This window comes from Neobacillus piezotolerans (genome assembly GCF_003362805.1).
In the GTDB taxonomy this organism is placed as follows: Bacteria; Bacillota; Bacilli; order Bacillales; family Cytobacillaceae; genus Bacillus_D; species Bacillus_D piezotolerans.
In genome coordinates, this window is the sequence record NZ_QNQT01000010.1 from 13,147 (window position 1) to 37,342 (window position 24,196).

A 24,196-nucleotide genomic window follows, 5' to 3' on the forward strand; every position below is an offset into this window, starting at 1 on the left:
GGCCTTAGTGTTAAAAGGGTTTTAATCGAATGTAAACAATTTGTAAATTTAATAAAAAAACTTACAAACTCAAACCAAGCTAGCTTCGTTGAAACTATAATACTCCCACTTATTTCGAGTATTCACTAAGGTAAATTTATTATTCCCTATACGAATAAAAAAAAACCGCCCCAAATAAGAGACGGTTCTAATAGCCTATTGGCCGGATGCAGCTTGCTGCTCGTTTGCATTTTCATTCGTGTTTTCATTTGCTTCATCGTTCTGCCGGGTTCCGCCAGAGGCACGTTCTTTTTTCAGCTCAAAATAGGTGTCTAGAACTCTTCGACCGATTTCATTGTTGTAGGAAGTGCCATTATTGCCTTGGTAGGCCCATGGAATCAGCACTGACATTGCAATTTCAGGCCGTTCAAAAGGAGCGTAGCTTACAAGGCTCAGGTTCATGACTTGGGGTGGAATCTTTCCAAACTTCTTCCGCTCAAACCCGTCATAAAATGCCTCGGCAGTCCCTGTTTTACCAGCCGGATTATACTGTGCGCTTCCAAATTTCCGCGCCCCTGTACCGTCCCCTTGCATAACCATCCTGAATCCTGTCTGCACGCGTTTAAGCCATTCTTCATTCCCATCCAGCTTATTCAATATTTTCGGCTGAATTTCCTGGATAATCGGGCCAAGCTCGTTTGGTTCCATGACCGGTTCACGTATTTCCTTCACAATATGCGGCTGGATCCTTGTTCCGCCGTTTGCGATTGTGGAAACATATTGAGCAAGCTGCATCGCGGTATACGTGTCATACTGCCCGATTGCTAGATCTAGCTGCTTACCCGGATCAATTTTTCCCGGATAGCCGATGGCCTCATTTGGAAGGTCGATTCCCGTCCTGACGCCTAGACCGAATTGGCCGTATAATCCCCGCATAATATCGAATCCTTCATTTCGGATGCGGAGCGGCTGGTTTGGAGTATAGGATCCATGGCCGATTTTGATCGCAGTATGGAACATATAGACGTTTGATGATATTTGGAGCGCGCGGAGATCATTAATGACACCAAATCCCGTCCTTCTCCATGACCCCTTTGGTTTTGTCCCTTTAATCATCATGGGTACATCAAGGAATTTATCCCCTGGCTTTATTGCTCCACTCTGGAAGCCTGCATATATCGTTGCGCCCTTAACAGTTGAGCCCACGTTATAGGAAGTCGTAAATGTTCCATATGCGTAGTCGCTCATCTCGTACTTGCCTGTTTTCGGGTTTTTCTCAATCTTCTTGCCCGCCATCGTCAGGATTTCACCTGTGTATGGGTTCATTAGGACAACAAAGCCACGGTCAAGGAGCTTGGAGTTGCCGTTCTGTTTTGCTTTCCATAATTCTTCCTCGAGGATTTTTTCAACTTCCTGCTGCAATTCCATATCAATTGTGAGTACGAGGTCCTTACCCCGTTTGCCTTCGGAAACAACTGTCGTCCCAAGGATTTTTCCCGATTTGTCCGTTTTGTTTTTCACCTTGGCTTTTTGGCCTTGCAGTACTTCCTCGTATTGCTTTTCAATATAGCTGATCCCGACGCGGTCATTTCGGCTGTAGTCCCGCGACAAATAATAATCAAGCTGTTCTTTAGGAATACCTTTGTCCGAATTGGTTACATTGCCCAGGATCGTTTTCAGCGTATCGCCGAACGCGTATTGGCGGGTCCAGTCGGTGGTCGTATCGACTCCTGGCAGATCCTCGAGATTTTCACTGACGAGTGCGAATTCCTCGGGGGTTACATTGTCATTTTTTACAATTTGCGGAGATTGGTAATAGCCGGAGTTGAATTCCCGAAAAATCGCCGCTACTTCCAATTCATCCTTTGAAAGGCTGTTGATATCCTCCTCGGTTACTCTCTCGACCTGAAGTTTATAGATGTCTTCATCCTTTAATTCCTTATTTTCATATAAATCCCATTCTTTTTCGGTTATTTTCTCTTTTGCTTCTTTTTTGTGGGTTAACAGCCAAAAATCCTTTTTGTCCCTTTCCTGCAGCTTTTTGGAATCCTTATTTATCAACTTTGCAAGTTTTGTTGCCACCTCTAGCATTTCTTCCTGAGAGGTTCCTTGATATTTGGTATAGGTTATTGCGTTCAGCGGAGAGTTGTCAACAATGATTGTCCCATTCCTGTCGAACATTTTCCCACGAGGAACAGGATTTTTAACGGTTATATCCTCTGTCCGTTCTATCTCCCGCTTAAAGTCATCCCCATATACAATCTGAACGATGCCGAGCCGTAATATCAGCATCGAAAAAAGGACGAACACTGCGAAAAACAACATATTCAGTCTGAAGGGAACATGCGCCTTCTTCTTTTTTTTCTTCGTTACCATGCACTCACACTTCCTTAAAAATTTCGCTAAACCTATTTTATCGGAAAGTGAATACTTTTTCTATCTGGAACTCCCTTCCAACGGCCTAGTTTCCCGTGAGCAGGCGAAAATGAACCTTAAGGCCCAGAGGGGGGCGGTCCTAAGGCGAAGAAAGGTGCACCTTCCTTATAAAGAAATAAATGAAACTATGCCCCGCACCCAAGACAAGGAGGATGGCGGGGATGCTTTTATGCCAGTCAAAAAGGGTTACAGCAACAAGAAATGCCAAGATTGAAACGATTCTACCCATATTCAAAAAAACTTCCCTGACAACAATGTACTCTATCCGCATTTCAGCCGCCTTCCAGCTCCTTCCAATTACATCGTAAGTAATCGACATATACGGAACAAGCAGAATTGGATAGGCCACTGCAATCAGTGCGCCATAAAGCAGGAGTTTTGCAAATGTTACATCCCTGAAAATAAGAAAAACGGCTCCGTACAAAATCAGGCCCCCAAGGAGGATGGCTTTTTTTCGCCTCCTCTTCTTAATTAGCCTGGAAACCGCATAGTAGGCAATAAAGGAAACACCCGAGTTTAGTAAACCGAATGTTCCGAGTGACAACTCGCTCCCTGTTGATAAAAATACATATACTGAAATTACAAATACAAACGTCCCTTCCCTAAGTCCCTGGAAAAGATGGGCGTTTGTAATCAGCCGCCAATTTTGGTTTCGTTTCCTTTCGGACAAAACTTCCTTAAATGAATATTTTCCTTCCGAAGGCCTCCGCTTCATGAAGAAACTGAGGAAAACCGCAAGCGAGAAGAGGGTTAGGGATAGGCTGAAAACAGCCATATAGCCTTTCGTGCCGCCGATTAATGTAATGATGAATCCAGAAGCAATCGGCCCAACCATCCCTCCAACTGAAGAAAGAATTCCGAGAAAGCCATTAAAAAAGTCCCTTGTTTCCGGTTCGGTAATTTCGAATGTTAGGACGTTGAAAGCTAGCCAATAAAAGCCATAGCCAATCCCGAGAAGGCCACCGAGAAGCATGAGCATACGGGATGCACCGGTACCTGCGGCAAGGACCGATAAATAAAACAGCGCAAGAAATATCACGCCAGTGCGCAGGACGATGATCCGGTCGACTTTTTTTGCCCATCTTCCCGCGATAATGAATGTCAGCGGCTGGAGGATGACAATGGAGAGATTATATAAACCAATTTCGGTAAAATCACCCGATTGCTTCCATAGATATATATTCACGAACGAATTGGACAAGGCGACACTTAAAGAATAAAGACCACCCAAGGCTAGCAAAAGCACGAGGTCCCTTGTTACTTTTAGTTCCCCTAGAATCAGTTTTTTTGCCATATGAAAACTCCCTTTTTTCTTAAGGGTAGTCTTCATCATCGGCCCGATTTCTATTCCACCTTAGTTTTAACCCAAAAAGAAAAAAGGCAGAGTTGCTCTGCCTTTCTATCTTTCAAAATTATTTCGCTTCAGTATACCGTTTTAATACTTCATCCCAGTTAACGACATTCCAGAATGTATTAATATATTCCGGACGGCGGTTCTGGTATTTCAGGTAGTACGCATGCTCCCAGACATCTAATCCAAGGATTGGTGTTTTGCCTTCCATCAAAGGAGAGTCCTGGTTAGGTGTGCTTGTAACTTCAAGCTCGCCGTTATTGACAATAAGCCAAGCCCATCCAGAGCCAAACCGGGTAGTCGCGGCTTTTGCAAACTCTTCCTTGAAGGATTCAAGGCTGCCAAATTTACTGTTAATGGCATCCGCCAATTCACCTGTCGGCTCTCCGCCGCCCTCCGGGGATAGGATTTGCCAGAAAAGGCTATGGTTTGCATGGCCTCCCCCATTGTTGCGGACCGCGGTCCTTGCGGATTCAGGTACTGCATCAAGATTGGAAATGACTTCTTCAACTGTTTTTGAGAGAAGTTCTTCATTACCTTCCAGTGCGTTGTTTAGATTGGTTACATATGTGTTATGGTGCTTCGTGTGGTGGATGTTCATTGTTTCCTTATCGATGTGCGGCTCTAGCGCATCATACGCATAAGGCAGCTGCGGCAATTCGAATGCCATGGACAACTCCTCCTATGTAATAGTTTTCTTTTTTGAATATTCCCAAAGCTTTTGCAGCTTTAGATTAGCAAAGTTTTGTTCACGATTCAAATGAAACGCATGCAACTAACGATGCGATTACCGTTAAATTGATTTCATTCATACCATATTTATATTTCTTCACCAAAATTCGGTAAATTGTCAATTTCAGAAATATCCAGCGTTGTCAACGATTTAAGTCATAACAGCCGAAAAATTCTTCCAATAATTGTAAAAGTGATATTGACATGCTGTTAACAATCTTTTTAAATCAAAGTGACGGCACAAAAGGAGTTGCGGATATGCAAGATAACACTATTTCTTTATACAATATGTTGAGCCATTTTTTTGAAGGCCGGGATCCGGTACAGAAGGTAAAGGCTGGGACAGTCTTGTTCCACGAAAGAGATCGCGTCGAGTATATTTACCTCATTCAAAAGGGGAGTGCAGCAATTGGTCGCGTCCACCTAAAAGGAAAGGAATTCATCCTCAAAATCCTCAATGAGAGGGAATTGATTGTTGAATACCAGATGTTCAAGCCATTATCGAGTTACCATTTCTCCGCAAAGGCGTTAACCGACTGCGAAGTAGTCCCTATAAAGCGGGAGCAATTCGAGGAGTTCGTAACGAACGATCCAAATGCCATGTCCGCATTGGTTTCCTGGCTCAGCACCTCTTATCTGAAGGCCCAGATGAAATGCCAGGACCTCATAATGAACGGAAAAAAGGGCGGCCTTTATTCAATTTTAATCCGTCTTTGCAATTCATATGGAGTCCCTACCAAGGACGGAATCCTGATTGACCTTCCCCTTACCCACCAGGAGCTTGCCAACCTGACATACGGGACGAGGGAAGTCATCCAAAGAAGCCTGAAGGAATTAAGGGATAATGGGATAATTTCCTATGATCAGCAAAAGTTCACGGTAAAAAAATTGTCTTATTTGAGGCACGAAGTTGACTGCCAAAACTGCGCCCATGAAATCTGCGGGCTGAATTGAGGAAAGCTTTATTTACCATTATATCCGGCTCCCGCCTTAATCGGGGAGCCGGTGTTTCATTTACATGCCTTCAAACAAGGCTTGCTAAAAGACAAGAAAGAGGAAGTAAGCGACCATCCCCGCCTGGATGACCGTTTTTGCAGCAGCCCCTCCAATAAAACCAATAACAGAGCCGAATCCTATTTTTATACTCTCGTCGAGCCTTTTCCGGTGGATGATTAATTCCGCGGCAATCGCCCCAAGGAATGGCCCAAGGATGATTCCCGCGAATGGCAGGATAAACGGGCCGGCAATAAGCCCAATCGTACTTCCCCAAACAGCCGCCTTCGAACCTCCGTATTTTTTAATTCCAAAAACATTCGCCGCATAGTCGGCACCAAACAACAAAACTGTGAACATTGCCTCGACCGTCCAGAAAAACCAATTGAACGGCTCAAAGGAAACGAAAAACCCGTAAACAAGGAATCCCGCAAAAATAAACAAGACACTTGGAACCACCGGGAAGAATATCCCGACAAACGCGATGATAAACAATAAAATGACGATCGCTAAAATAAACCCTTCCATCTCTAATTGCTCCTTTTTCCAATATAACTTCCTACTACCCCTGTTCCCCTATATTCCAACCATTTCACTCCCGCTTTTTGTGCTTGTGATTACAGATATATAGAGATAAAATGAAAGGGCTGAAACTTGTTAGGGGTGTGTTTTCATGAATGTTTTTAAACAGATGTACAAAAGTTTGTATTCCCCAAGGGACATTGCCATTTACCGGTTTCAGGGGATTGGCAAAACGATTCTCTATGTATTTCTACTGACCTTGCTGTCGGTGCTTCCTACCTTTTACCATTTTAGCATTGCAATTAATAATGGGATACAGGCAGCCGAGGAAATCATGAGGGAAGAACTTCCTGATTTTACGATTAAAAACGGGGAATTGGACTCGGAGAACAAAGTGCCTGTCACGATAGAGCGTGATGGATTTTCAATAACAATCGACCCGACTGGTTCGGTAAGCGGCAAAGATTTGGCGAACACCGGAAACACTTTTGCCTTATTGAAGGATGAGTTCGCACTCGCTGCTGGCGGTAACGTACAGACCTACCCTTATTCGATGATTGATGCAACGGAAGTCGGCAAACAGGATTTCGTTGACTTTTTCGCTTCAATGGATGGCGTAACCTATATCATCCTTCCTATCGCGTTTGTTTTCATTTATCTTGTATCATCCGCGATGAAATTCATTGAAGTCAGTGTCCTGGCCATGATGGGCCTGATTCTTAAGAATATTGGCGGAAGGCGCCTAAATTACGGCCACCTTTGGAGGATGGCCGCATACAGCGTGACAATCTCAACTGTCTTTTTTACAATCATGGAAGCAATCAAAACGCCTGTCCCGAGCGGCTTCCTTATTAACTGGCTCGTTTCCGCGATCGTCCTCTACCTTGCGATCAATGAAACCCCTGCTCCAAAAAAAGCATAATACTGCTTGACCGAAAATAGCAGCTCCCTTCCAGGGGCTGCTTTTTTTGATGAACCGGTCTATTTCCGCTGAAAGGGCATATATATGAAAAAAATCGCGCTGGAGGCCTGTCCCATGAAAAAAATGATTGCAGTCCTTTTCTTTGCCGCCTTGTTTATCAGCATGTATGTTGACTTAACTGCCGGCACACTGACCGTATCTATTGCAGCCCCCCCACCCAAAAGCGTTGAGGCATCAGACATTGGGATATCAAATTTCACCGCAGTGGTGCAGCCCGGGCAGACACTCCTTTCCGTTATTGAAAAAAGGCGCGGCAGCACCCCGAATGTATCCATTGACAAACTGATTGCCGATTTTAAAGCCCTGAATCCAGGGGCTTCCCCTGAACTCCTTCAAATAGGGAAAGAGTACCGGTTCCCTGTTTATGAACGGTAGAAGCTTGCCGAAAAGCACCTTACCTTGTAAGATTGCCCGGGTACTGATAAAATAATGGAGTATTGTTTATTAATCATGTATTTATCCGTACGCAAAAAGGAGCGAACTGCACGTGAATGAAATTATACATCGCACAAAAACACGTCCGGTTAAAGTTGGTAACCTGACCATTGGCGGAAACAACGAGCTTATTATACAGAGCATGACTACAACAAAAACCCACGATGTCGAGGCTACGGTCGCTGAAATTAAAAGGCTTGAAGACGCGGGATGCCAGATTGTACGTGTCGCATGTCCGGATGAGCGGGCCGCCAACGCGATAGCCGAGATCAAAAAAAGGATTAATATCCCCCTTGTAGTCGACATTCACTTCGACTACAAGCTTGCATTAAAAGCAATTGAAGGCGGAGCCGATAAAATAAGGATTAACCCAGGAAATATCGGGAAGCGCGAAAAAGTCGAAGCAGTCGTAAAAGCGGCTAAGGAGCGGGGCATTCCAATCAGGATTGGCGTCAATGCCGGTTCGTTGGAAAAGAAGATTCTTGAGAAATATGGGTATCCAACCGCGGACGGCATGGTTGAAAGCGCGCTTCACCATATTAAAATCCTTGAAGACCTCGATTTCCATGACATCATCGTTTCAATGAAAGCATCAGACGTAAACCTAGCTATTGAAGCGTATAGTAAGGCTGCCAGGGCATTCGATTATCCGCTCCATCTGGGTATTACTGAATCAGGGACGCTTTTCTCTGGTACGGTCAAAAGTGCTGCCGGTCTTGGCGCGTTATTGAACATGGGAATTGGCAACACATTAAGGATATCCCTTAGCGCCGATCCGGTACAGGAAGTCAAAGTCGCCAGGGAACTTTTGAAGGTATTTGGCCTCTCTTCCAATGCCGCAACCCTTATCTCCTGCCCGACATGCGGCAGGATTGAAATCGACCTAATCAGCATTGCCAATGAAGTTGAAGAATATATTTCACAAATCAAAGCACCTATAAAAATCGCTGTTCTTGGCTGCGCCGTTAACGGACCAGGTGAAGCACGCGAAGCGGATATCGGCATTGCGGGTGCCCGCGGCGAAGGACTTCTTTTCCGTCATGGTGAAATTATCCGGAAAGTACCGGAAGAAACAATGGTAGAGGAATTGAAAAAGGAAATTGACGCCATCGCGGAGGAATACTTCCAAAAGCAGGCTCTTGAAAAACAAGGGGTATAACGAATGAGAGGCCCGGCGGTCGCCAGGCCTCTTTTCTATTGCCCCAGTTAAAGCCTAGAAAAAGGGTGTAATAAAGATCCCGATGATAAGAGAAATCGCACCGATGCCGATTGCCCACCCGCCAGATTTTGTCGCTCCTCTTCTCATCGCCAGGAATCCAACTATGATTCCTGCCGCGCCAAGAATGACCGGCATGATGAACAAGGATAAAATCGCCAGCGCTAGCCCTGCGAAACCAAGCATGCCTCCCGCGGTGTCACGGTCCATTTCACGCTGGTCATACCGTTCTTCCATCCTGTTTTGCCGGATTGGGACGGGAGCCGCTAATTCAGCCGCGGTTTCTTCCCGATTATCGTTGTGGACGGCTGATTGAGAAGCTGCTGTGGAACTCACCCCGGGTGTACCGGTAGGTGCCGGAAGCAGCACGACCGATTCCGTAGAGGTTTCTTCGTTATAGTTGGAAGGCTGTCGCTCCCGGCTATAGTTTTCCTGCATCGAGTTGTTGTTATCCCTTGATTGATCGGCCACCTAAAATCCCTCGCTTTCAAAAGGTAGGAGCCTTCTTAGTGTTTGCATGCCCGCTTTTTTTACTATGTCAATCTTTGCATGGACTACACAGAACTGTTTTTTTGGTAAAATAAGATGATGTACATGAGCATTTGCAGACAGAAAGTGACAAAAGGAGTTTTATTCATGAAAAGAATAGGAATTGATATTGATGGGACGGTAACCTCCCCATCAAGCATCTTGCCGTATATAAACAAAGCATTTAACCTGAATGTTACCCTGGAAGATGTTAAAGAATACGACCTTCTCCATCTTGTGGACATTCCGAGGGAGCAATTTGCCAAGTGGTTTGAAGGAGCGGAACCGGAAATTTATAACGGTTCCCCTTTAGCGGAAGGAGCCAGGGAAGTTCTGACAAAGTGGGCAAACCATTATGAACTGTACTTTATTAGCGCGCGTGCATCCCATTTGCTTGATTTGACCAGGCAATGGTTCACCGCCAACGAACTCGCCTACCATCATATCGAACTAATTGGTACACACAACAAAATCGCGACCGCTAAAAAATACGGTGTGGATTTGTTTTTGGAAGACAAGCATGACAACGCTGTTTCCATCCATGAAGAATGTGGTATACCAGTACTATTATTTGACGCTCCGTATAACCGCGATCCAATTCCTGATGGCGTTATCCGGGTAGCAAACTGGCAGGAAGCGAATGAATGGATAAAAAAGCAGATATGCAAAAAAGCCTCTGAATAAAGAGGCTTTTTTTCATACGCATTCAGGGCATTTCCCGTATATTTCAAACTTATGGCCCGATATATCATAGCCGTTAAGGTCTTCACCAAGGCCGTTCATTGGGCAAGTGCCAAGTTCCTTTGTCTTTCCGCACTCCAGACAGATAAAGTGGTGATGGTGCGCTGTCCGGGAGCAAGTGAACCGGAAATGCTTTTCACCGGAAAGGTCCGTCGTTTCCAATATCCCGAGTTCCGCGAATAATGACAGGTTCCTGTAAATAGTATCAAAACTAAGGCCTGGGTATTCCCCTTTGAGCCTCTCAAGTACATCCTTTGCTGTTAAATACTTATTGCTTATTGAAAAAAGCTGGAGCATTTCTTCCCTTTTACCTGTATACTTATATCCTTTTTCCTTTAAAAAATCCAGGGCTTCGTTTACATCCATTCCAATCACCCCTTTGCAAATCTTCTCTTCAAGCCCGCCTTTTTGTAAATAATCGCGCCAACTAAAATTGCAATTGCGAGAAGGACAATCGTTCCCCCGGGAGCCAAATCAAGATAGTATGCGGCGAAGAGGCCGCCTATTACCGAAATTTCCCCAAACGCCACAGATAAAAAGATTGCCTGCTTAAAACCCTTTGCTATCCTCATGCTGGCTGCGACAGGCAGCGTCATGAGCGACGAAACAAGCAGGATCCCGACTATCCTCATGGAGGCCGCAATGACAAGCGCCACCATCACAATGAAAACAAAATGGATCGCCTTTGAGGCGATGCCCGAAGCCTTTGCATGCTCTTCGTCAAACGAAAGCAAAAACAGCTCTTTATACAATAAGACTACGACCGCAAGGACAAACACACTAATTGCGGCTATCGTCCAAACATCGACCCGGCTGACGGCGGTAACGCTACCGAACAAATAGCTGAAAAGGTCCGCATTGAACCCATCAGCGAGCGAGATGAATATTACGCCTATTCCAATCCCACCGGAAAGGATGATTGGAATGGCGAGTTCCTGATAATGTTTATATACGTCCCTAAGCTTTTCGATGAAAAGGGAACCCGCCACCGAAAACGCCATACCCATATATAAAGGATTGATGGCGCCGGAAAGGCCAAGTTTTTTCTCCAAAAGGAGGCTTGCTGCAATGCCGGACAATGTTACATGGCTTAATGCATCTGCGATGAGCGAGAGGCGCCTGACAACAATGAATACCCCCAAAAGAGGAGCGATCACACCGATTAAGGCCCCGGAGAGGAACGTATTCTGCAGAAATTCATAACGAAGGATCCCGCTTATCATCTTCCCGCCTCCCCGTGGTGATGGTGGTTAAGGAGATGGATTCCATGGCCATATATATCCGAGAGCCCGTTTTCAGCCATCTCCTCAAATTCGGCGGCTCCTCCATGAAAATGAAGGTGCTTATTCAGGCAGGCGACATGGGTAACGGTTTCCGAGATTGTTCCAATATCATGCGTTACAAGCAAAAGAGTAATGCCACGCTCCTTATTCAATGTTTCGAGCATGTCATAAAACACATTGACGCGCCTGGTATCTACGCCTACAGTTGGCTCGTCCAGAATAAGCAGTTCAGGATCGCTTACGAGGGCCCTTGCGATAAAAACCCTTTGTTGCTGGCCGCCGGAAAGCTCCCCGATGTTTTTTGCCGAAAATTCAGCCATGCCGACAGATTCCAGGGCTTTATGGACCTTCTGCCAATCACTGCTCCGCATAAAGCTGAACAAGCCGATTTTCCTGGTCAATCCGCTTGAAACCACTTCTTCAACCGTAGCGGGAAACCCCGAATTGAACGAGTTTGCTTTTTGGGAAACATAGCCTATTTTATGCCACTCCGAAAATGAGCCAATTGGTTTTCCAAAAAGGCGGATTTCCCCTTCCTGTGGGGAAAGGAGGCCGAGAATCAGTTTAAGGAGCGTCGACTTTCCTGAGCCATTTGGCCCGACAATTCCAAGGAAAGCCCCTTTTGGAACGGTTAAATTAATATCTTCTAGGACTATTTCCTTCTCATATCGATAAGAAAGCCCCTTTATTTCTATCACTGGCACTGCCATATAATCACCTTATTTTAAGAATCATTCCGATTTACGTTATGTAGTATAACCCAGTTCCCGGATGTTGTAAAGCCGCCTGTCCAGCAAGTACTTTTTTGCACTGTTTTTCCAATATCAACATACATTAGGAAGGGGAGTGATGAGAATGAGGATTTTCGAAAATATTATCAACCACAAAATAAATACCATAACTACGGATGAACTGCTTAATTACGCAAACCAGTTCGAAATTTCCATCAACAAAAACCAGGCAAGCAAGATTGCCTCATACTTAAGAGGGAAACAGGTGAATATTTTTGATAGCGCCCAAAGAGCCTCGATCATTAAGGAAGTCGCCAAAATTGCGGGCCCTGAAACTGCCCGGGAAGTAAATAAGCTTTTTCTTAAATTCACCAGCTGAAAAAATTTGCAGATTCCAAAACAAAATTAAGCCTTCCGCCCGCGCGATACGGACAGAAGGCTTTTCCCGTTTTCATTAAAGCACTTATTTATACATGAACCGGAATCCCCTTCAGGCTTGGGTCAAAAACCTGATTCCTCAGCATTTCGATTTCATGCTTATACGGAGCCTTTTGGTTTTTCTTGTCTTCTCCGACATATGGAGTCTCAAGGATTTTTGGGACATGAATCAATTGCGGATGATGGACAATGCGGCTTAATGCGTCAAAGCCGATATGGCCGTACCCAATATTTTCATGGCGGTCCTTCCTCATCCCGACAGCATTCTTGCTATCGTTAATATGAAGGACTTTAAGCCTGTCAATCCCGATGATTTTATCAAACTTTTCAAGGACGCCGTCAAAGTCGTTTATGATATCATACCCCGCATCATGGGTATGGCATGTATCGAAACAGATGGATAGCTGGTCGTTATAGGTTACCCCGTCAATGATCATCGCCAGCTCTTCGAATGTTTTTCCGCATTCCGACCCTTTACCCGCCATCGTTTCAAGGGCCACCTGGACTTTTTCTTGTCCGGTCAGCACCTCGTTCAATCCTTCGACAATCTTCCGGATCCCTTCTTCCGTTCCCGCGCCAACATGGGCACCGGGATGAAGGACGATTTGGGTTGCGCCGATCGCTTCGGTCCGATCGATTTCAGAGCGCAAAAAGTTCACCCCTAATTCGAAGGTGGCCGGATTCACTATATTCCCGATATTGATGATGTATGGGGCATGGACGATAATTTCTGAAATTCCGTTCTCTTCCATATGCCTTCTGCCAGCCTCGATATTCAATTCCTCAATCTTTTTTCTTCTTGTATTTTGCGGGGCGCCAGTATAAATCATGAATGTATTCGAACCATAGGAGACAGCTTCCTTGCTGGCTGTAAGGAGCATTTCCTTCCCGCTCATTGACACATGGGAGCCAATTTTCAACATGTACCTTTCTCCTTCCGCATGGGGCAACTTTACCCTACTCTATTTCTTTTTGTTCAGCCTGCTTTGCCTCTTCTTTACCTTGGCGATTTCAGCATTCATTTTTTTCTTATAGCCCGGTTTCACCTTGCCGGGCGCCTTAACCATCGACTTGGCCACTTTATCGGTTTCATCTTCCGTTTTCTTTCTCGTTTTCCGCTTGTTGCGGGCCGCAATTTCAACAAGGCCTTCCTTGCCGAAGTCGACATGCTTGAAGGTGATGCCCATTTTTTCTAGCTTGTTGAGGGCATCCTCATCCGATGTATCATACACTGTCAACGCGATTCCGGAATGTCCGGCCCTTGCCGTCCTGCCAACCCTGTGGATATAAAAATCCAAGTCACTCGGCAATTCATAATTGATGACATGGCTGACCCCTTCAATATCTATTCCCCGGGCGGCAAGGTCGGTCGCCACGATATATTGATACTCCAGATCCTGGATTTGCTTCATCATTTTTTTCCGTTCACGGGGGTTGAGGTCGCCATGGACCCTGCCTACTTTCATCCCTTCACCGATAAGGAAATCGGCAACCTCGTCCGCCATTTTTTTAGTGTTCGTAAAAACAATTGCGAGATATGGGTTGAATGCACGCAGGACTTTGGAAACTATTTCTTTTTTGTTTTTATGCCTAGAAGGCAACAGCCAATGCTCAAGATTTTCAGCGGCCTTTTTCTTTGGTTCGATATGGATATATTTTGGGTTTTCCATATACTTTTTTAAAAAAGGCTTCAGCTTCTCGGGAATGGTTGCCGAAAACACTAGCATTTGAAGCTTTTCAGGCATCCTTGAAGCGATTTTGTCCACATCCTCCAAAAAGCCCATATCCAGCATTAAATCTGCTTCATCAATCACGAGTGTTCCGGCTGTATGGACGAACAAAGCCTGTTCCTGTATCAGGTCATTGATGCGGGATGGAGTGCCGACAACGATGTGAGGCTGCACTTTAAGTTTTTCAATTGTTTTTTGTTTGTCCGTACCGCCGATATAATTTCGTATCCTGATTTCTTCAGGACCATCATAAAGTTCGGCCGCCTTTAAAAACTGGTGGTAAATCTGGCTTGCCAGTTCCCTTGTGGGTGCGGTGATTACGGCCTGTACCTCCTGTCGTCCCGGGTCAAGTTTATCCATGATCGGAAGCAGGTAAGAATGTGTTTTACCTGTCCCTGTCCTTGACTGGCCTATCGCGCTTTCTCCCTTTAACGCGGCAGGAATCATTTGTTCCTGGATTTCAGTCGGTTTGGTGAAGCCAAGCGACTCCACTGCTTCTATAAGAAACGGTTTAAGCTTGAATCGATCAAATTGGTTTCCGCTCATATTATTGCTCCTTACGTTCAATTAATGGAACATACTTATCCATCCTGTAATTATAGTAAAGTTTCACTTAAATCTCCACCAGGAATCCCTTTAAATTCATCATTTACAATTTACATGCTTTTCATCACCCGTTCCTTTACGCAGGTTCCTTAACATTTATATAAAAACTGCATAGTTTAAAAAGAGGATATTTTTTTGAAAGGAGACTGTCATGATGCCACCTATGCCGCAAATGCGGAGGCAAGGGGGATTCGGGCGCAACCCAATGGGAAGGCCTCCGTTTGGAAGGCAGCCAGGCTTCCCTGGCCCGCAGCGGCCGCCTTTTATGGGTCCGATGAACCCAATGCAAAGACAGCCGTCAAGGGGGGGAGGGCTACTCGCAAGGCTGTTCGGCAGGTCCGGGGCTGGGGGGGCCGCCGGACGTGGAAGCGCGGCCACAGGTGCCGCCGGAGAAGCAGGGGCGGGGTCCGTCCTGAAGGCTCTCGGTAATCCGGATGCCTTGAACACTTTCCTTGCGAATACCCAAAATGTGCTCAACACCGCCCAGCAATTTGGCCCGCTAATCGAACAATATGGCCCGCTCTTAAGGAATCTGCCGGGGATGTGGAAATTGTATCGCGGCCTTAAAGACACAGACGAAGGCAAAGATGCCACATCGAACGAAGCTTCGGAAAAAAGAAAACAGGACAATGGGAACCAGGTAGCCAAACCGGAAAAAACAGCCGCATCAAACAAGGTTGTTGAAAGCAGGCGAGAAAAAATTCCAGCTCCATCCCAGGGACAATCAGCCGAAAAAGCGAAGGCGGAACCAGCAAGGGGACAATCGAAGCCAAGACTCTTTTATCAATAAACATGCCGGGCGCCGGAATTTGGCGCCTTTTTCCATTATTACTTTTGAATTTTTGCACTTTGAAGTATTTCTCAAAGTCCGATATACTATATACATAGTATTCAAGTCAGACCTTTACAGGAGGCTGTTATGAAAGTCATTAAAATTTCACCGCGCGGCTATTGCTATGGCGTAGTAGACGCCATGGTCATTGCCCGGAACGCGGCTTTAGATAAATCGCTGCCACGTCCTATTTATATCCTGGGCATGATCGTCCATAATAAACATGTCACAGATGCGTTCGCCGAAGAAGGGATTATTACCCTGGACGGCAACAACAGAAGGGAAATACTCGAAAAAGTCGACAAAGGGACGGTTATTTTCACCGCCCATGGTATCTCACCCGAAGTACGCAGCCTGGCGAAGGAAAAGGGGCTTGTCACACTCGACGCCACCTGCCCGGATGTCACAAAGACCCATGAACTGATCCGCGAGAAGGAAGCGGAGGGCTTTAAAGTCATTTACATCGGGAAAAAAGGGCATCCTGAGCCAGAAGGCGCTGTTGGCGTCGCAGCGCCGGGAACTGTCTTCCTTGTTGAAACAGCTGCCGATGTCGACGCGCTTGAAATTGAGCACGACAAAATCATCGTAACGAACCAGACAACGATGAGCCAATGGGATGTAGCTGAAATCATGAAAAGGGTAAAGGAAAAATATCCACATGCCGAAGTGCACAAGGAGATATGCATGGCAACGCAGGTCCGCCAGGAAGCCGTTGCCGAACAGGCGGGTGAAGCGGATGTCCTGATTGTCGTCGGGGATCCAAAAAGTAACAACTCCAACAGGCTCGCCCAGGTTTCTGAAGAAATCGCCGGCACGAAGGCCTATCGGATCGCCGATATTGCGGAGCTTGACCTTGAATGGCTGAAGGACGCCTCCACTGTAGCGGTTACAGCTGGGGCATCGACCCCTACCCCGATTACGAAGGAGGTCATTTCCTTCCTTGAGCAGTATGACCCGGAAGACCCGGGCACCTGGAAGAGAAAAAAGAATGTGCCGCTTTCAAAAATCCTGCCGAAAGTCAAGAATCCCGAAGTGCAAATATAGAATATGAAAACCGGCTGAAAAACAGCCGGTTTTTTATTTTAAATAACCTCGAATGGATTAGTGTCAATGTCAGATGCAAGGATTTCCGCATCGTAGCCCGCATCCGCGCATAATCCCGAAAGGATTGCAGCCAGGCCCTTTTTCATGATTTTTTCAACGTTATGTCCCGGATCCACAATATTCAGCCCAAGCATCAGTGCATCCTGGGCAACATGGTAATAAATATCCCCTGTCACATACACATCCGCTCCACTGAATTTCGCCTGAGAAAAATACTTGTTCCCATCTCCTCCAAGGACGGCCACTTTCTTCACTTTTGCTTCAAGGTCCCCGACAACACGAACGGCTTCCACGCCCAGGTCGGCTTTCACTTTTTCGGCAAATTGGCGGAGGCTCATTTCTTCAATCGTACCAATCCTGCCCAGGCCCAAAGAAGCTCCTTTATTGTCCACTGGGTAAAGGTCATAAGCAGGCTCTTCATAAGGATGAGCCTTAAGCATAGCAGTTACAACCTTTTTAACTAGCCTTTCCGGCAGGATTGTTTCAATTCTCGTTTCTTCAACTTCCTCAATCCTTCCCTGGCTTCCAATGAAAGGATTTGTTCTCTCTCCTGGAAGGAACCGCCCCGTTCCCGAAGCGGAAAAAGAGCAATGGCTATAGTTTCCGATTGCGCCTGCACCTGCATTTCCCATAGCCTCCCTTACAGCGCCGGCATGTGCGTCAGGTACGAAAACGACAAGCTTTTTTAATCTTTCTTCATATGTAGGGACAAGTACTTCAGGTTTCTCAAGGTCCAACGCCGTGGCAAGCATATCATTGACCCCTCCCTGGGCTACATCGAGGTTGGTGTGGGCCGCATAGACGGATATATCATGCTTGATTAATTTTTCGAAAATCCGCCCCTGTGCCGTATCGGTCGCAAGTTTCGCCAATGGCCTGTAAATGGGCGGATGGTGGGCGATAATGAGCTGCACGCCTTTTTCAATGGCTTCATCAACAACCTGCTCAACCAAGTCAAGGGCGACCAAAACCCGGCTGACCGGCCTGTTCAGCTGTCCGACCTGGAGGCCAACCCGGTCTCCTTCCATCGCATATTCCTTCGGTGAAAAAGATTCCATCAGGCCGATCAATTCATGGCCATTTATTTTTTTCATTTTGCAAGTACCTCCTCAACCTTCCTGATTTTCCCCGCCAATTCTTGCTTCTTCCAATCAACTTCCCTGGATGGCTGGGCATTATCCAACTGGGAGAGGACCCTCCGCCAGTTCTCTTTTTCAAGCGACCATTTTTTTAAAAAGGCTGCCTCTTTCCGCTTCAGCAAAAACGGTCCAAATATAAGCCCCAGTTCCAATTCATCATGATATGGGGCTAATGGATCCCCTGTTTCCGCCACCAGGATTTCATAAATCTTGCCATCCTCCTCGAGGATTTCCTCATCTATCAGTTCCCAGCCGTTCCTGTACAGCCACTCCCGGACCGAATTGGCGCCGACATTGGGCTGAAGGATCAGCCTGTTTACACCATCAAGCTTATTTTTACCAGCTTCAAGAATTTCCGAAATGAGCACGCCGCCCATCCCGGCTATCGTAATGCAGTCGGCTTCCCCTGGCTCCAAAACCTCGAGGCCGTCCCCCAGCCTTACTTCAATCATATCCTGAAGGCCGGTTGCCTCTACTTGCCTTTTCGCGGACTTGTAAGGCCCCTCGACCACTTCCCCAGCTATAGCCGAAGTTATTCTCCCCTGTTTTGCCAGGTAGCATGGCAAATAGGCGTGGTCGGAGCCGATATCGGCAACCCTCGCACCATTCGGTATAAACGAAGCAACCTTCTCCAAGCGCATTGATAGTTGTTCTGCATTCAATTTTAAGCACCACTTTTCACTTTGACATTTACTTCTTCAAGTATAGAAAAAGTCCTTCACATATGCAAAGGACACCATAAAAACAAAACGCGAAATGATTTTCTGGTCATTAGCGGAATTCTAATTTTAAATCTGGGGAAATGTTAAAGCTGCCTCCCAGGATGGATGGCAGCTTTCGCAACTAAGTATTATTTCTTGTCGGCGAGCCATTTAGCCATGGCATCGGCTTCGGCTCCTTTTACAAGGCCGCCAGGCATGCTTGTGCCTTTTCCGTTAAGAAGGATGTCCTTAATTCCTGCTTCATCCAGCCTTGAACCGACATCGCTTAGCTTAGGGCCCATTGCCCCCTGGAGATTGTCCCCGTGGCAACTGATGCAGCCAGCGGACTTGTACAGGTCTTCAGGTTTTGCTGCGACCTCAGTCTTTTCGCCGCCCTTCTTATCCCCTTCGGCAACTTCTTTCATGTCGCCCAGACCCTTGAAGGAAAGCAAGAACATTAACCCGATCCCCATTACCATGATTAAAATGAATGGGATTACTGGATTGCGATTCATGAAATACCCCTCCCTTATGTACGAACATGTGTGTAATATACAAACAACTACTATTTTATCTGATTATCGCCGGAAGGAAAAGCATTTAAGTTACTTTTGTCACATTTTATTGCATTGTGGAGCCCACCTGATTTTTTTCAGTGAAAAAATGCCTGATAACACTTGAATTCTATTCTCCCGGCATTTGCAAGAAAATTGAAGGCTGGCTGATAATATTCGCAGCCAGCCTTTTATGAAAAGGTAACATCGCCTTTTTAGCTGCAGCCGATTTCCCTTGCGATCACGATTCGCTGGATTTCCGATGTCCCTTCCCCGATTTCCAGTAGCTTGGCGTCCCTCATATACCGTTCAACATGATAGTCCTTCATATAACCGTACCCACCGTGGATTTGGACGGCCTGGTCGGTGACTTCCATGCAGATTTCCGAGGCATACAGCTTGCACATCGCCGCTTCCTTCGTAAATGGCTTACCATTGTCTTTTAGCCAAGCGGCTTTGTACACCATCGTCCTGGCCAGCTCGATTTTCAGAGCCATATCCGCCAGTTTGAACTGAATGGCCTGGAATGAAGACAGGGACTTCCCGAACTGCTTCCTTTCTTTCGCATACTGGCTTGCCTTGTCGTACGCCGCCTGCGCGATTCCGACCGCCATCGCACCAATCCCGATCCGCCCTCCATCAAGCGTGATCAGGAACTGCTTGAAGCCTTCGCCCCTTTTCCCAAGGAGATTTTCGGTAGGGACCCTGACGTCTTCCATAACAAGTTCTGTTGTATTGGATGAATGGAGCCCCATTTTTTCATAGTTGTCTATTACTTTAAAACCTTTTGCATCCGTAGGAACAATAATGGCGCTAATTTCCTTGCCTTCTTCGGATTGTCCGGTCACCGCGGTCAGTGCCAGATGCTTAGCATAGCTGGCATTTGTAATAAAGCACTTGCTGCCGTTGATGACCCATTCACCGTTCTCTTCTTTGGCGGATGTCCTTGTGCCGCCCGCGTCTGATCCGGCGTTTGGCTCGGTAAGGCCAAAGGCTCCGAATGATTCACCCGTGCAGATGGGGGCCAGGTACTTCCGTTTTTGCTCCTCGGTGCCGAACATATTTATTGGTGCGCCGCCAAGGGAAATATGGGCTGAATATGTAATTCCCGTAGAGCCGCATGCCCTGCTAAGTTCTTCTGTCACAATAGCGAAACTAATCGTATCCGCGCCGCCCCCGCCGTATTCTTCGGGAAAAGGAAGCCCCATAATGCCCATTTCACCGAGCTTTTTAAATATATCGGCAGGGAACTGCTTCGTCCTGTCCCTCTCTAACGCACCAGGCGCAACTTCCGCATCGGCAAACTCCCTAATTGTCTTTTTTATCATTTCTTGCTCAGCTGTTAAATTGAAATCCATGTATACCCCTCCAAATTGCTATGTATGCGCTTTCTTATCCATTATATGGCCGAGGTAAAATTTTCTCAACATTTATAACTTTTAGAAAAGGGTTTATAATAGAAGTATTCACAAAAGTTAATTTTAGGGCGGTTGCATTTGGATTCCAGTTTAAGTAAAATAAAGCAAATAGAAAAGCAGAAGCTCCGATTAGCCGATATGGACTGAACGGAAGCAACTGCTTATGGTTTTAAAAAACAGCCTGCCTTTCGAAATAGGCAAGCTGCATATCTTTGGGGAGTTCCCCTTTATTCAAGAAAATCTTTCAGGCGTTTGCTTCGGCTTGGATGCCTCAGTTTCCTTAAGGCTTTCGCCTCGATTTGCCTGATGCGTTCCCTTGTTACACCGAAGACCTTGCCGACCTCTTCCAGCGTCCTGGTGCGTCCGTCATCCAGGCCAAACCTGAGCCGCAGTACATTTTCTTCGCGGTCGGTCAGCGTGTCAAGGACATCCTCGAGCTGCTCCTTCAACAATTCGAAAGCGGCATGCTCCGATGGAGAGGTTGCATCCTGATCCTCGATGAAATCACCAAGATGGGAATCGTCTTCTTCCCCAATCGGCGTTTCAAGTGAAACAGGTTCCTGGGCAATCTTGAGGATTTCCCTAACTTTGTCTGGAGTGAGGTCCATATCCTCGGCAATTTCCTCCGGCGTTGGTTCGCGCCCGAGATCCTGAAGCAGCTGCCGTTGGACCCTGATCAGTTTGTTGATCGTTTCAACCATATGGACAGGGATGCGGATTGTCCGGGCCTGGTCCGCGATTGCGCGGGTAATCGCCTGGCGGATCCACCATGTTGCGTACGTACTGAATTTAAAGCCTTTGCGGTAGTCGAATTTTTCAACCGCCTTGATCAGGCCCATGTTCCCTTCCTGAATCAAGTCAAGAAAGAGCATACCGCGGCCAACATATCTTTTGGCGATGCTGACAACGAGCCGGAGGTTTGCTTCGGCTAGGCGGCGTTTCGCTTCTTCATCGCCGGCCTCGATCCGGTTGGCGAGTTCAATTTCCTCTTCGGCGGAAAGCAGGTCGACGCGTCCAATTTCCTTTAAATACATTCGAACTGGGTCGTTGATTTTTACACCGGGAGGGACGCTCAAGTCATTAAGGTCGAATTCCTCGTCATCTTCTTTCGCAAGCTGTGGAACGCTCGAATCCGCCTCTTCGTTATCCCCTATCAGGTCGATTCCCTGGTCGCCAAGGTATTCATAAAATTCATCCATCTGATGGGAATCCAGGTCGTAATTCGCCAGTTTTTCAGCTATATCGTCATAGGCAAGGTGGCCAACTTTTTTACCCAGTGCTGTTAATTGGTCTTTCACTTGTTCAACGGTCAATTCATTCTCGACCTCATTTGACCGTGCTGATTTTTCAGCCATAGGTCCCCCTCCTTCAAAATTCAGGCATATTGCTATCCATTACAATGATTTTTGCAATTCAATTATTTCTTTGCCCAGTTCCATCGCTTTCTGGTAATCCTTCTGGGCATCAGCTTCTTTTTGGAGATTTCGTTTTTCTTTTATTTTTAACAACTTTTGATATTTCAACACCTGATGGATGTAATCATTTAGCTCCTGCTCACCCAATTCCTCATTAAGCGTCATCATTTCGATATCGGCAACCATCCTCCAAAGCTTTTCATCCTTAATATAATTCAGGAACTCTCCCAATTCGAATTGGTCCTTTTCCTCATAGTAACCGAAAAGATATGTGATGATTGCCTGGTGATCGTCATGGTTGAACATAGTGCCTTTAAGCATTTCCTGGATTTTATAGGCATTATCCCTGTCCCTCAGCATATGGGCGATCATCCTGCGCTCCGCGTTGTAATGGGCGGGCTTAAGGCCCGACGAAGCTGCGCGAACCGGCGGCAGTTCCCTCTTTTTGGGGATCCCTTCCTGCCGTCCGCCCTTTTTGGGGGCGTCAGCCGCCATCTGTTGCTTTAAGGCTTCAAGTGACAAAGAAAATTCAGCAGCGAGCTGCCTGAGATAATGGTCTTTTTCTACCGCTTTTTCAAGGCCGCTTATTTCGCTTACTATCTTTTCGATATAGGAAAGCCTATCTCCTTCATTCTGAAGATTTTTTCCTCGACGATAATAATGGAATTTAAAAGACATCAATGTAAGGCTTGCGCCTAAAATGTCGTTCCTGAACTTTTCAGGTCCATATTTCCTTATATAGTCATCGGGGTCGAGGCCATCAGGCATTAAAGCCACTCGGATTTCAATTCCCGCTTCCGCAAGCATTCCGGCTGCTCGGAAAGCCGCTTCAATGCCGGCATTGTCCGAATCATAGCAAATTGTAACAGATTGGGCGTTCCTTCGGATTAGGGAAATATGGTCCTGGGTCAGCGATGTGCCCATTGTGGCGATACCATTTTCCACCCCGGCCCGGTAAGCGGCGATTGCATCGGCAAATCCTTCGAATAGGATGGCATGGTGCTGCCGCCTAATGACCGGTTTTGCCAAGTGAAAGTTATATAGGATTTTGCCTTTATTGAAGATTGGCGTTTCGGGGCTGTTCAGGTACTTGACGTCTTCCTTTCCCAGGGCTCTTCCCGAAAATGCAATCGCTTTTCCATTTTGGTCAAACAACGGGAACATAATTCTATTCCTGAAACGGTCAAAGTACGTCCCATCCTTCTCCCTTTTGATGATGAGGCCCGCTTTTTCCATTTCTTCAGCCTTAAAGCCCCTTTTCTGAAGGAATTCCGTAACGAAATCCCAGGAATCCAGGGCATAGCCAATTTGAAAGGTGTCAATTGACTCCCTTGTAAACCCCCTTGCAAGCAGGTATTCGAGGGCTTCCTGTCCATCCTTTGTATTTACCAGCAAATGGTGGTAAAATTTCTTAAGCAATTCATGGGCTTCAAAATAAGGCTGCAGGCCCGCATGCCTGGCATTTTCCGCTTCTGTGGCGGCTCGGGTGATTCCTAGGTCGATTCCCGTCCTTTCAGCCAGTTTGGAGGCGGCTTCCGCGAATGGCATTCCTTCAAGGTCCATTAAAAATGAAAAAACGTTTCCGCCTGCCCCGCAGCCAAAACAATAATAAATCTGCTTATCGGGAGAAACAGAAAAAGACGGTGAATTTTCTCCATGAAACGGACAAAGGCCAAAGTAATTGCGGCCTTGTTTTTTCAGCTGTACATATTCACCGATAAAATCCACTATATCAACAGATTGCCTAATCTGATTGACTTTTTCTTCGGGGATTCGCTCAGCCATGAAAACAACTCCAGTTAACGTTCTTGGCCGCCGTGAAGGCCTCGGCCAGCACAAACGGACAATACTTCCGCCAGTTTTTCTGCAAAACGGTTCCGTTCCAACTCTGTATACGGAGCCGGGCCCTTTCCGTATATGCCTCTGGCGCGGGCTTTCTTTTTTATATACCGGATGTCAAGGGCCGTCTGGATATCTTTTTCCTCAAATAAAATTCCCTTAGGCGATAGGACATAAACCCCTTTCAGCAGGAGAGTGGAAGCAAGTCCGATATCCTGTGTGACGACAATGTCGCCTTTGGATGTGTGGTTCATAATATAAAGGTCGGCCGCTTCCCGATCCGAATCGACATATTTCCACTCCCACTCCAAATATAGCTCCCTGGACGTATAGTGGGCATGGGAGGCAACGAAAATGGCCGCAACAGAAAAATCGGACGCCAATTGTGCGATCTCCTCTTTAACAGGGCACGAATCCGCATCCACAAACAATGTGGGGCAATTTTTTTCCATACTACTAATTCTACATCCCCCCATGAATTCCTTCTTACC

At 46.3% G+C, this 24,196-nt stretch carries 25 protein-coding genes; 8 read left to right on the forward strand and 17 right to left on the reverse strand.

Annotated features, from left to right (window positions below; all coding sequences use genetic code 11):
* Positions 1–195 precede the first annotated feature (195 nt).
* The 3 genes from DRW41_RS18175 to DRW41_RS18185 all read right to left on the reverse strand — a co-directional run bounded on the left by DRW41_RS18175 (position 196) and on the right by DRW41_RS18185 (position 4,436).
* Positions 196–2,355, reverse strand: coding sequence for a peptidoglycan D,D-transpeptidase FtsI family protein (locus DRW41_RS18175; RefSeq protein ID WP_115453450.1), 2,160 nt, complete (start codon positions 2,353–2,355; stop codon positions 196–198).
* Between the two features lie 139 nt (positions 2,356–2,494).
* Positions 2,495–3,709, reverse strand: coding sequence for an MFS transporter (locus DRW41_RS18180; protein ID WP_115453451.1), 1,215 nt, complete (start codon positions 3,707–3,709; stop codon positions 2,495–2,497).
* 118 nt (positions 3,710–3,827) lie between these two features.
* A complete protein-coding gene (locus tag DRW41_RS18185; RefSeq protein ID WP_115453452.1) occupies positions 3,828–4,436 on the reverse strand; it encodes a superoxide dismutase in 609 nt (202 codons plus the stop codon).
* Positions 4,437–4,756: 320 nt separating this feature from the next.
* On the opposite strand from DRW41_RS18185, the gene DRW41_RS18190 reads away from it, so the two are divergent.
* Entirely contained in the window at positions 4,757–5,452 is a 696-nt protein-coding gene (locus DRW41_RS18190; RefSeq protein ID WP_115453527.1) for a Crp/Fnr family transcriptional regulator, read from the forward strand.
* An 84-nt stretch (positions 5,453–5,536) separates the two neighbouring features.
* On the opposite strand, the gene DRW41_RS18195 is transcribed toward DRW41_RS18190, so the two are convergent.
* Positions 5,537–6,019, reverse strand: coding sequence for a DUF456 domain-containing protein (locus tag DRW41_RS18195; RefSeq protein ID WP_115453453.1), 483 nt, complete (start codon positions 6,017–6,019; stop codon positions 5,537–5,539).
* A gap of 145 nt (positions 6,020–6,164) precedes the next feature.
* Between DRW41_RS18195 and DRW41_RS18200 the strand changes: the two genes are divergently transcribed.
* The 3 genes from DRW41_RS18200 to ispG all read left to right on the forward strand — a co-directional run bounded on the left by DRW41_RS18200 (position 6,165) and on the right by ispG (position 8,589).
* Positions 6,165–6,935, forward strand: a complete 771-nt coding sequence (locus DRW41_RS18200) for a DUF1189 domain-containing protein (RefSeq protein WP_115453454.1) — start codon at positions 6,165–6,167, stop codon at positions 6,933–6,935.
* Between the two features lie 114 nt (positions 6,936–7,049).
* On the forward strand, positions 7,050–7,370 hold the full coding sequence (gene yqfZ / locus DRW41_RS18205) for a protein YqfZ (RefSeq protein WP_115453455.1): 321 nt from the start codon (positions 7,050–7,052) through the stop codon (positions 7,368–7,370).
* 112 nt (positions 7,371–7,482) lie between these two features.
* Positions 7,483–8,589 (forward strand): flavodoxin-dependent (E)-4-hydroxy-3-methylbut-2-enyl-diphosphate synthase, encoded by a 1,107-nt coding sequence (gene ispG, locus DRW41_RS18210; RefSeq protein ID WP_115453456.1) that lies wholly within the window; start codon positions 7,483–7,485, stop codon positions 8,587–8,589.
* 54 nt (positions 8,590–8,643) lie between these two features.
* On the opposite strand, the gene DRW41_RS18215 is transcribed toward ispG, so the two are convergent.
* Complete coding sequence (locus tag DRW41_RS18215; protein ID WP_245959489.1) at positions 8,644–9,117, reverse strand: DUF308 domain-containing protein; 474 nt, start codon at positions 9,115–9,117, stop codon at positions 8,644–8,646.
* Between the two features lie 165 nt (positions 9,118–9,282).
* On the opposite strand from DRW41_RS18215, the gene DRW41_RS18220 reads away from it, so the two are divergent.
* The gene (locus DRW41_RS18220; RefSeq protein ID WP_245959490.1) at positions 9,283–9,858 is read left to right on the forward strand and encodes a 5' nucleotidase, NT5C type; all 576 of its coding nucleotides are present in this window, start codon (positions 9,283–9,285) and stop codon (positions 9,856–9,858) included.
* Positions 9,859–9,870: 12 nt separating this feature from the next.
* On the opposite strand, the gene zur is transcribed toward DRW41_RS18220, so the two are convergent.
* Genes zur through DRW41_RS18235 form a run of 3 tightly spaced genes read right to left on the reverse strand, consistent with a single transcriptional unit; the run spans position 9,871 to position 11,908 of the window.
* Positions 9,871–10,281: a zinc uptake transcriptional repressor Zur gene (zur, locus tag DRW41_RS18225; RefSeq protein ID WP_115453458.1), complete on the reverse strand. Its 411-nt coding sequence runs from the start codon at positions 10,279–10,281 to the stop codon at positions 9,871–9,873.
* A 5-nt stretch (positions 10,282–10,286) separates the two neighbouring features.
* Complete coding sequence (locus tag DRW41_RS18230) at positions 10,287–11,138, reverse strand: metal ABC transporter permease (RefSeq protein WP_115453459.1); 852 nt, start codon at positions 11,136–11,138, stop codon at positions 10,287–10,289.
* A complete protein-coding gene (locus DRW41_RS18235) occupies positions 11,135–11,908 on the reverse strand; it encodes a metal ABC transporter ATP-binding protein (RefSeq protein ID WP_115453460.1) in 774 nt (257 codons plus the stop codon). The genes DRW41_RS18230 and DRW41_RS18235 overlap by 4 nt, the downstream gene beginning before the upstream one ends.
* 145 nt (positions 11,909–12,053) lie before the next feature.
* On the opposite strand from DRW41_RS18235, the gene DRW41_RS18240 reads away from it, so the two are divergent.
* Complete coding sequence (locus tag DRW41_RS18240; protein WP_115453461.1) at positions 12,054–12,308, forward strand: DUF2624 domain-containing protein; 255 nt, start codon at positions 12,054–12,056, stop codon at positions 12,306–12,308.
* 88 nt (positions 12,309–12,396) lie between these two features.
* Here DRW41_RS18240 and DRW41_RS18245 read toward each other — a convergent pair whose 3' ends face one another.
* On the reverse strand, positions 12,397–13,290 hold the full coding sequence (locus DRW41_RS18245; RefSeq protein WP_115453462.1) for a deoxyribonuclease IV: 894 nt from the start codon (positions 13,288–13,290) through the stop codon (positions 12,397–12,399).
* A 39-nt stretch (positions 13,291–13,329) separates the two neighbouring features.
* On the reverse strand, positions 13,330–14,643 hold the full coding sequence (locus DRW41_RS18250; RefSeq protein ID WP_115453463.1) for a DEAD/DEAH box helicase: 1,314 nt from the start codon (positions 14,641–14,643) through the stop codon (positions 13,330–13,332).
* A gap of 214 nt (positions 14,644–14,857) precedes the next feature.
* Here DRW41_RS18250 and vrrA point away from each other — a divergent pair, with 214 nt between their 5' ends.
* Together vrrA and DRW41_RS18260 are read left to right on the forward strand one after the other, a co-directional pair.
* Positions 14,858–15,493 (forward strand): VrrA/YqfQ family protein, encoded by a 636-nt coding sequence (gene vrrA / locus DRW41_RS18255; protein WP_181884635.1) that lies wholly within the window; start codon positions 14,858–14,860, stop codon positions 15,491–15,493.
* 129 nt (positions 15,494–15,622) lie between these two features.
* Complete coding sequence (locus tag DRW41_RS18260; RefSeq protein WP_115453465.1) at positions 15,623–16,579, forward strand: 4-hydroxy-3-methylbut-2-enyl diphosphate reductase; 957 nt, start codon at positions 15,623–15,625, stop codon at positions 16,577–16,579.
* Between the two features lie 38 nt (positions 16,580–16,617).
* On the opposite strand, the gene DRW41_RS18265 is transcribed toward DRW41_RS18260, so the two are convergent.
* The 7 genes from DRW41_RS18265 to DRW41_RS18295 all read right to left on the reverse strand — a co-directional run bounded on the left by DRW41_RS18265 (position 16,618) and on the right by DRW41_RS18295 (position 24,181).
* On the reverse strand, positions 16,618–17,733 hold the full coding sequence (locus DRW41_RS18265) for a Nif3-like dinuclear metal center hexameric protein (protein ID WP_115453466.1): 1,116 nt from the start codon (positions 17,731–17,733) through the stop codon (positions 16,618–16,620).
* Entirely contained in the window at positions 17,730–18,440 is a 711-nt protein-coding gene (locus DRW41_RS18270; RefSeq protein WP_115453467.1) for a tRNA (adenine(22)-N(1))-methyltransferase, read from the reverse strand. The genes DRW41_RS18265 and DRW41_RS18270 overlap by 4 nt, the downstream gene beginning before the upstream one ends.
* Positions 18,441–18,628: 188 nt before the next feature.
* The gene (gene cccA / locus DRW41_RS18275) at positions 18,629–18,994 is read right to left on the reverse strand and encodes a cytochrome c550 (RefSeq protein WP_115453468.1); all 366 of its coding nucleotides are present in this window, start codon (positions 18,992–18,994) and stop codon (positions 18,629–18,631) included.
* Positions 18,995–19,248: 254 nt separating this feature from the next.
* Positions 19,249–20,391 carry an acyl-CoA dehydrogenase family protein gene (locus DRW41_RS18280; protein WP_115453469.1) on the reverse strand — a complete coding sequence of 381 codons (1,143 nt, stop codon included), beginning with the start codon at positions 20,389–20,391 and terminating at the stop codon, positions 19,249–19,251.
* A gap of 287 nt (positions 20,392–20,678) precedes the next feature.
* Complete coding sequence (gene rpoD / locus DRW41_RS18285) at positions 20,679–21,806, reverse strand: RNA polymerase sigma factor RpoD (protein ID WP_115453470.1); 1,128 nt, start codon at positions 21,804–21,806, stop codon at positions 20,679–20,681.
* 39 nt (positions 21,807–21,845) lie between these two features.
* Positions 21,846–23,651 (reverse strand): DNA primase, encoded by a 1,806-nt coding sequence (dnaG, locus tag DRW41_RS18290; protein WP_115453471.1) that lies wholly within the window; start codon positions 23,649–23,651, stop codon positions 21,846–21,848.
* Between the two features lie 14 nt (positions 23,652–23,665).
* Positions 23,666–24,181: a YaiI/YqxD family protein gene (locus DRW41_RS18295; protein WP_115453472.1), complete on the reverse strand. Its 516-nt coding sequence runs from the start codon at positions 24,179–24,181 to the stop codon at positions 23,666–23,668.
* Positions 24,182–24,196 lie beyond the last annotated feature (15 nt).

Bases quoted from the DNA above. Each gene is read 5' to 3' on its own strand.
- DRW41_RS18245 (WP_115453462.1), bottom strand. From the start codon at position 13,290: ATGTTGAAAATTGGCTCCCATGTGTCAATGAGCGGGAAGGAAATGCTC.
- DRW41_RS18235 (WP_115453460.1), bottom strand. From the start codon at position 11,908: ATGGCAGTGCCAGTGATAGAAATAAAGGGGCTTTCTTATCGATATGAG.
- DRW41_RS18190 (WP_115453527.1), top strand. From the start codon at position 4,757: ATGCAAGATAACACTATTTCTTTATACAATATGTTGAGCCATTTTTTT.
- DRW41_RS18175 (WP_115453450.1), bottom strand. From the start codon at position 2,355: ATGGTAACGAAGAAAAAAAAGAAGAAGGCGCATGTTCCCTTCAGACTG.
- DRW41_RS18240 (WP_115453461.1), top strand. From the start codon at position 12,054: ATGAGGATTTTCGAAAATATTATCAACCACAAAATAAATACCATAACT.
- rpoD (WP_115453470.1), bottom strand. From the start codon at position 21,806: ATGGCTGAAAAATCAGCACGGTCAAATGAGGTCGAGAATGAATTGACC.
- dnaG (WP_115453471.1), bottom strand. From the start codon at position 23,651: ATGGCTGAGCGAATCCCCGAAGAAAAAGTCAATCAGATTAGGCAATCT.
- DRW41_RS18185 (WP_115453452.1), bottom strand. From the start codon at position 4,436: ATGGCATTCGAATTGCCGCAGCTGCCTTATGCGTATGATGCGCTAGAG.
- DRW41_RS18280 (WP_115453469.1), bottom strand. From the start codon at position 20,391: ATGGATTTCAATTTAACAGCTGAGCAAGAAATGATAAAAAAGACAATT.
- zur (WP_115453458.1), bottom strand. From the start codon at position 10,281: ATGGATGTAAACGAAGCCCTGGATTTTTTAAAGGAAAAAGGATATAAG.
- DRW41_RS18265 (WP_115453466.1), bottom strand. From the start codon at position 17,733: ATGAAAAAAATAAATGGCCATGAATTGATCGGCCTGATGGAATCTTTT.
- DRW41_RS18200 (WP_115453454.1), top strand. From the start codon at position 6,165: ATGAATGTTTTTAAACAGATGTACAAAAGTTTGTATTCCCCAAGGGAC.
- vrrA (WP_181884635.1), top strand. From the start codon at position 14,858: ATGCCACCTATGCCGCAAATGCGGAGGCAAGGGGGATTCGGGCGCAAC.
- DRW41_RS18180 (WP_115453451.1), bottom strand. From the start codon at position 3,709: ATGGCAAAAAAACTGATTCTAGGGGAACTAAAAGTAACAAGGGACCTC.
- DRW41_RS18195 (WP_115453453.1), bottom strand. From the start codon at position 6,019: ATGGAAGGGTTTATTTTAGCGATCGTCATTTTATTGTTTATCATCGCG.
- DRW41_RS18230 (WP_115453459.1), bottom strand. From the start codon at position 11,138: ATGATAAGCGGGATCCTTCGTTATGAATTTCTGCAGAATACGTTCCTC.
- DRW41_RS18220 (WP_245959490.1), top strand. From the start codon at position 9,283: ATGAAAAGAATAGGAATTGATATTGATGGGACGGTAACCTCCCCATCA.
- DRW41_RS18250 (WP_115453463.1), bottom strand. From the start codon at position 14,643: ATGAGCGGAAACCAATTTGATCGATTCAAGCTTAAACCGTTTCTTATA.
- DRW41_RS18295 (WP_115453472.1), bottom strand. From the start codon at position 24,181: ATGGGGGGATGTAGAATTAGTAGTATGGAAAAAAATTGCCCCACATTG.
- yqfZ (WP_115453455.1), top strand. From the start codon at position 7,050: ATGAAAAAAATGATTGCAGTCCTTTTCTTTGCCGCCTTGTTTATCAGC.
- cccA (WP_115453468.1), bottom strand. From the start codon at position 18,994: ATGAATCGCAATCCAGTAATCCCATTCATTTTAATCATGGTAATGGGG.
- DRW41_RS18260 (WP_115453465.1), top strand. From the start codon at position 15,623: ATGAAAGTCATTAAAATTTCACCGCGCGGCTATTGCTATGGCGTAGTA.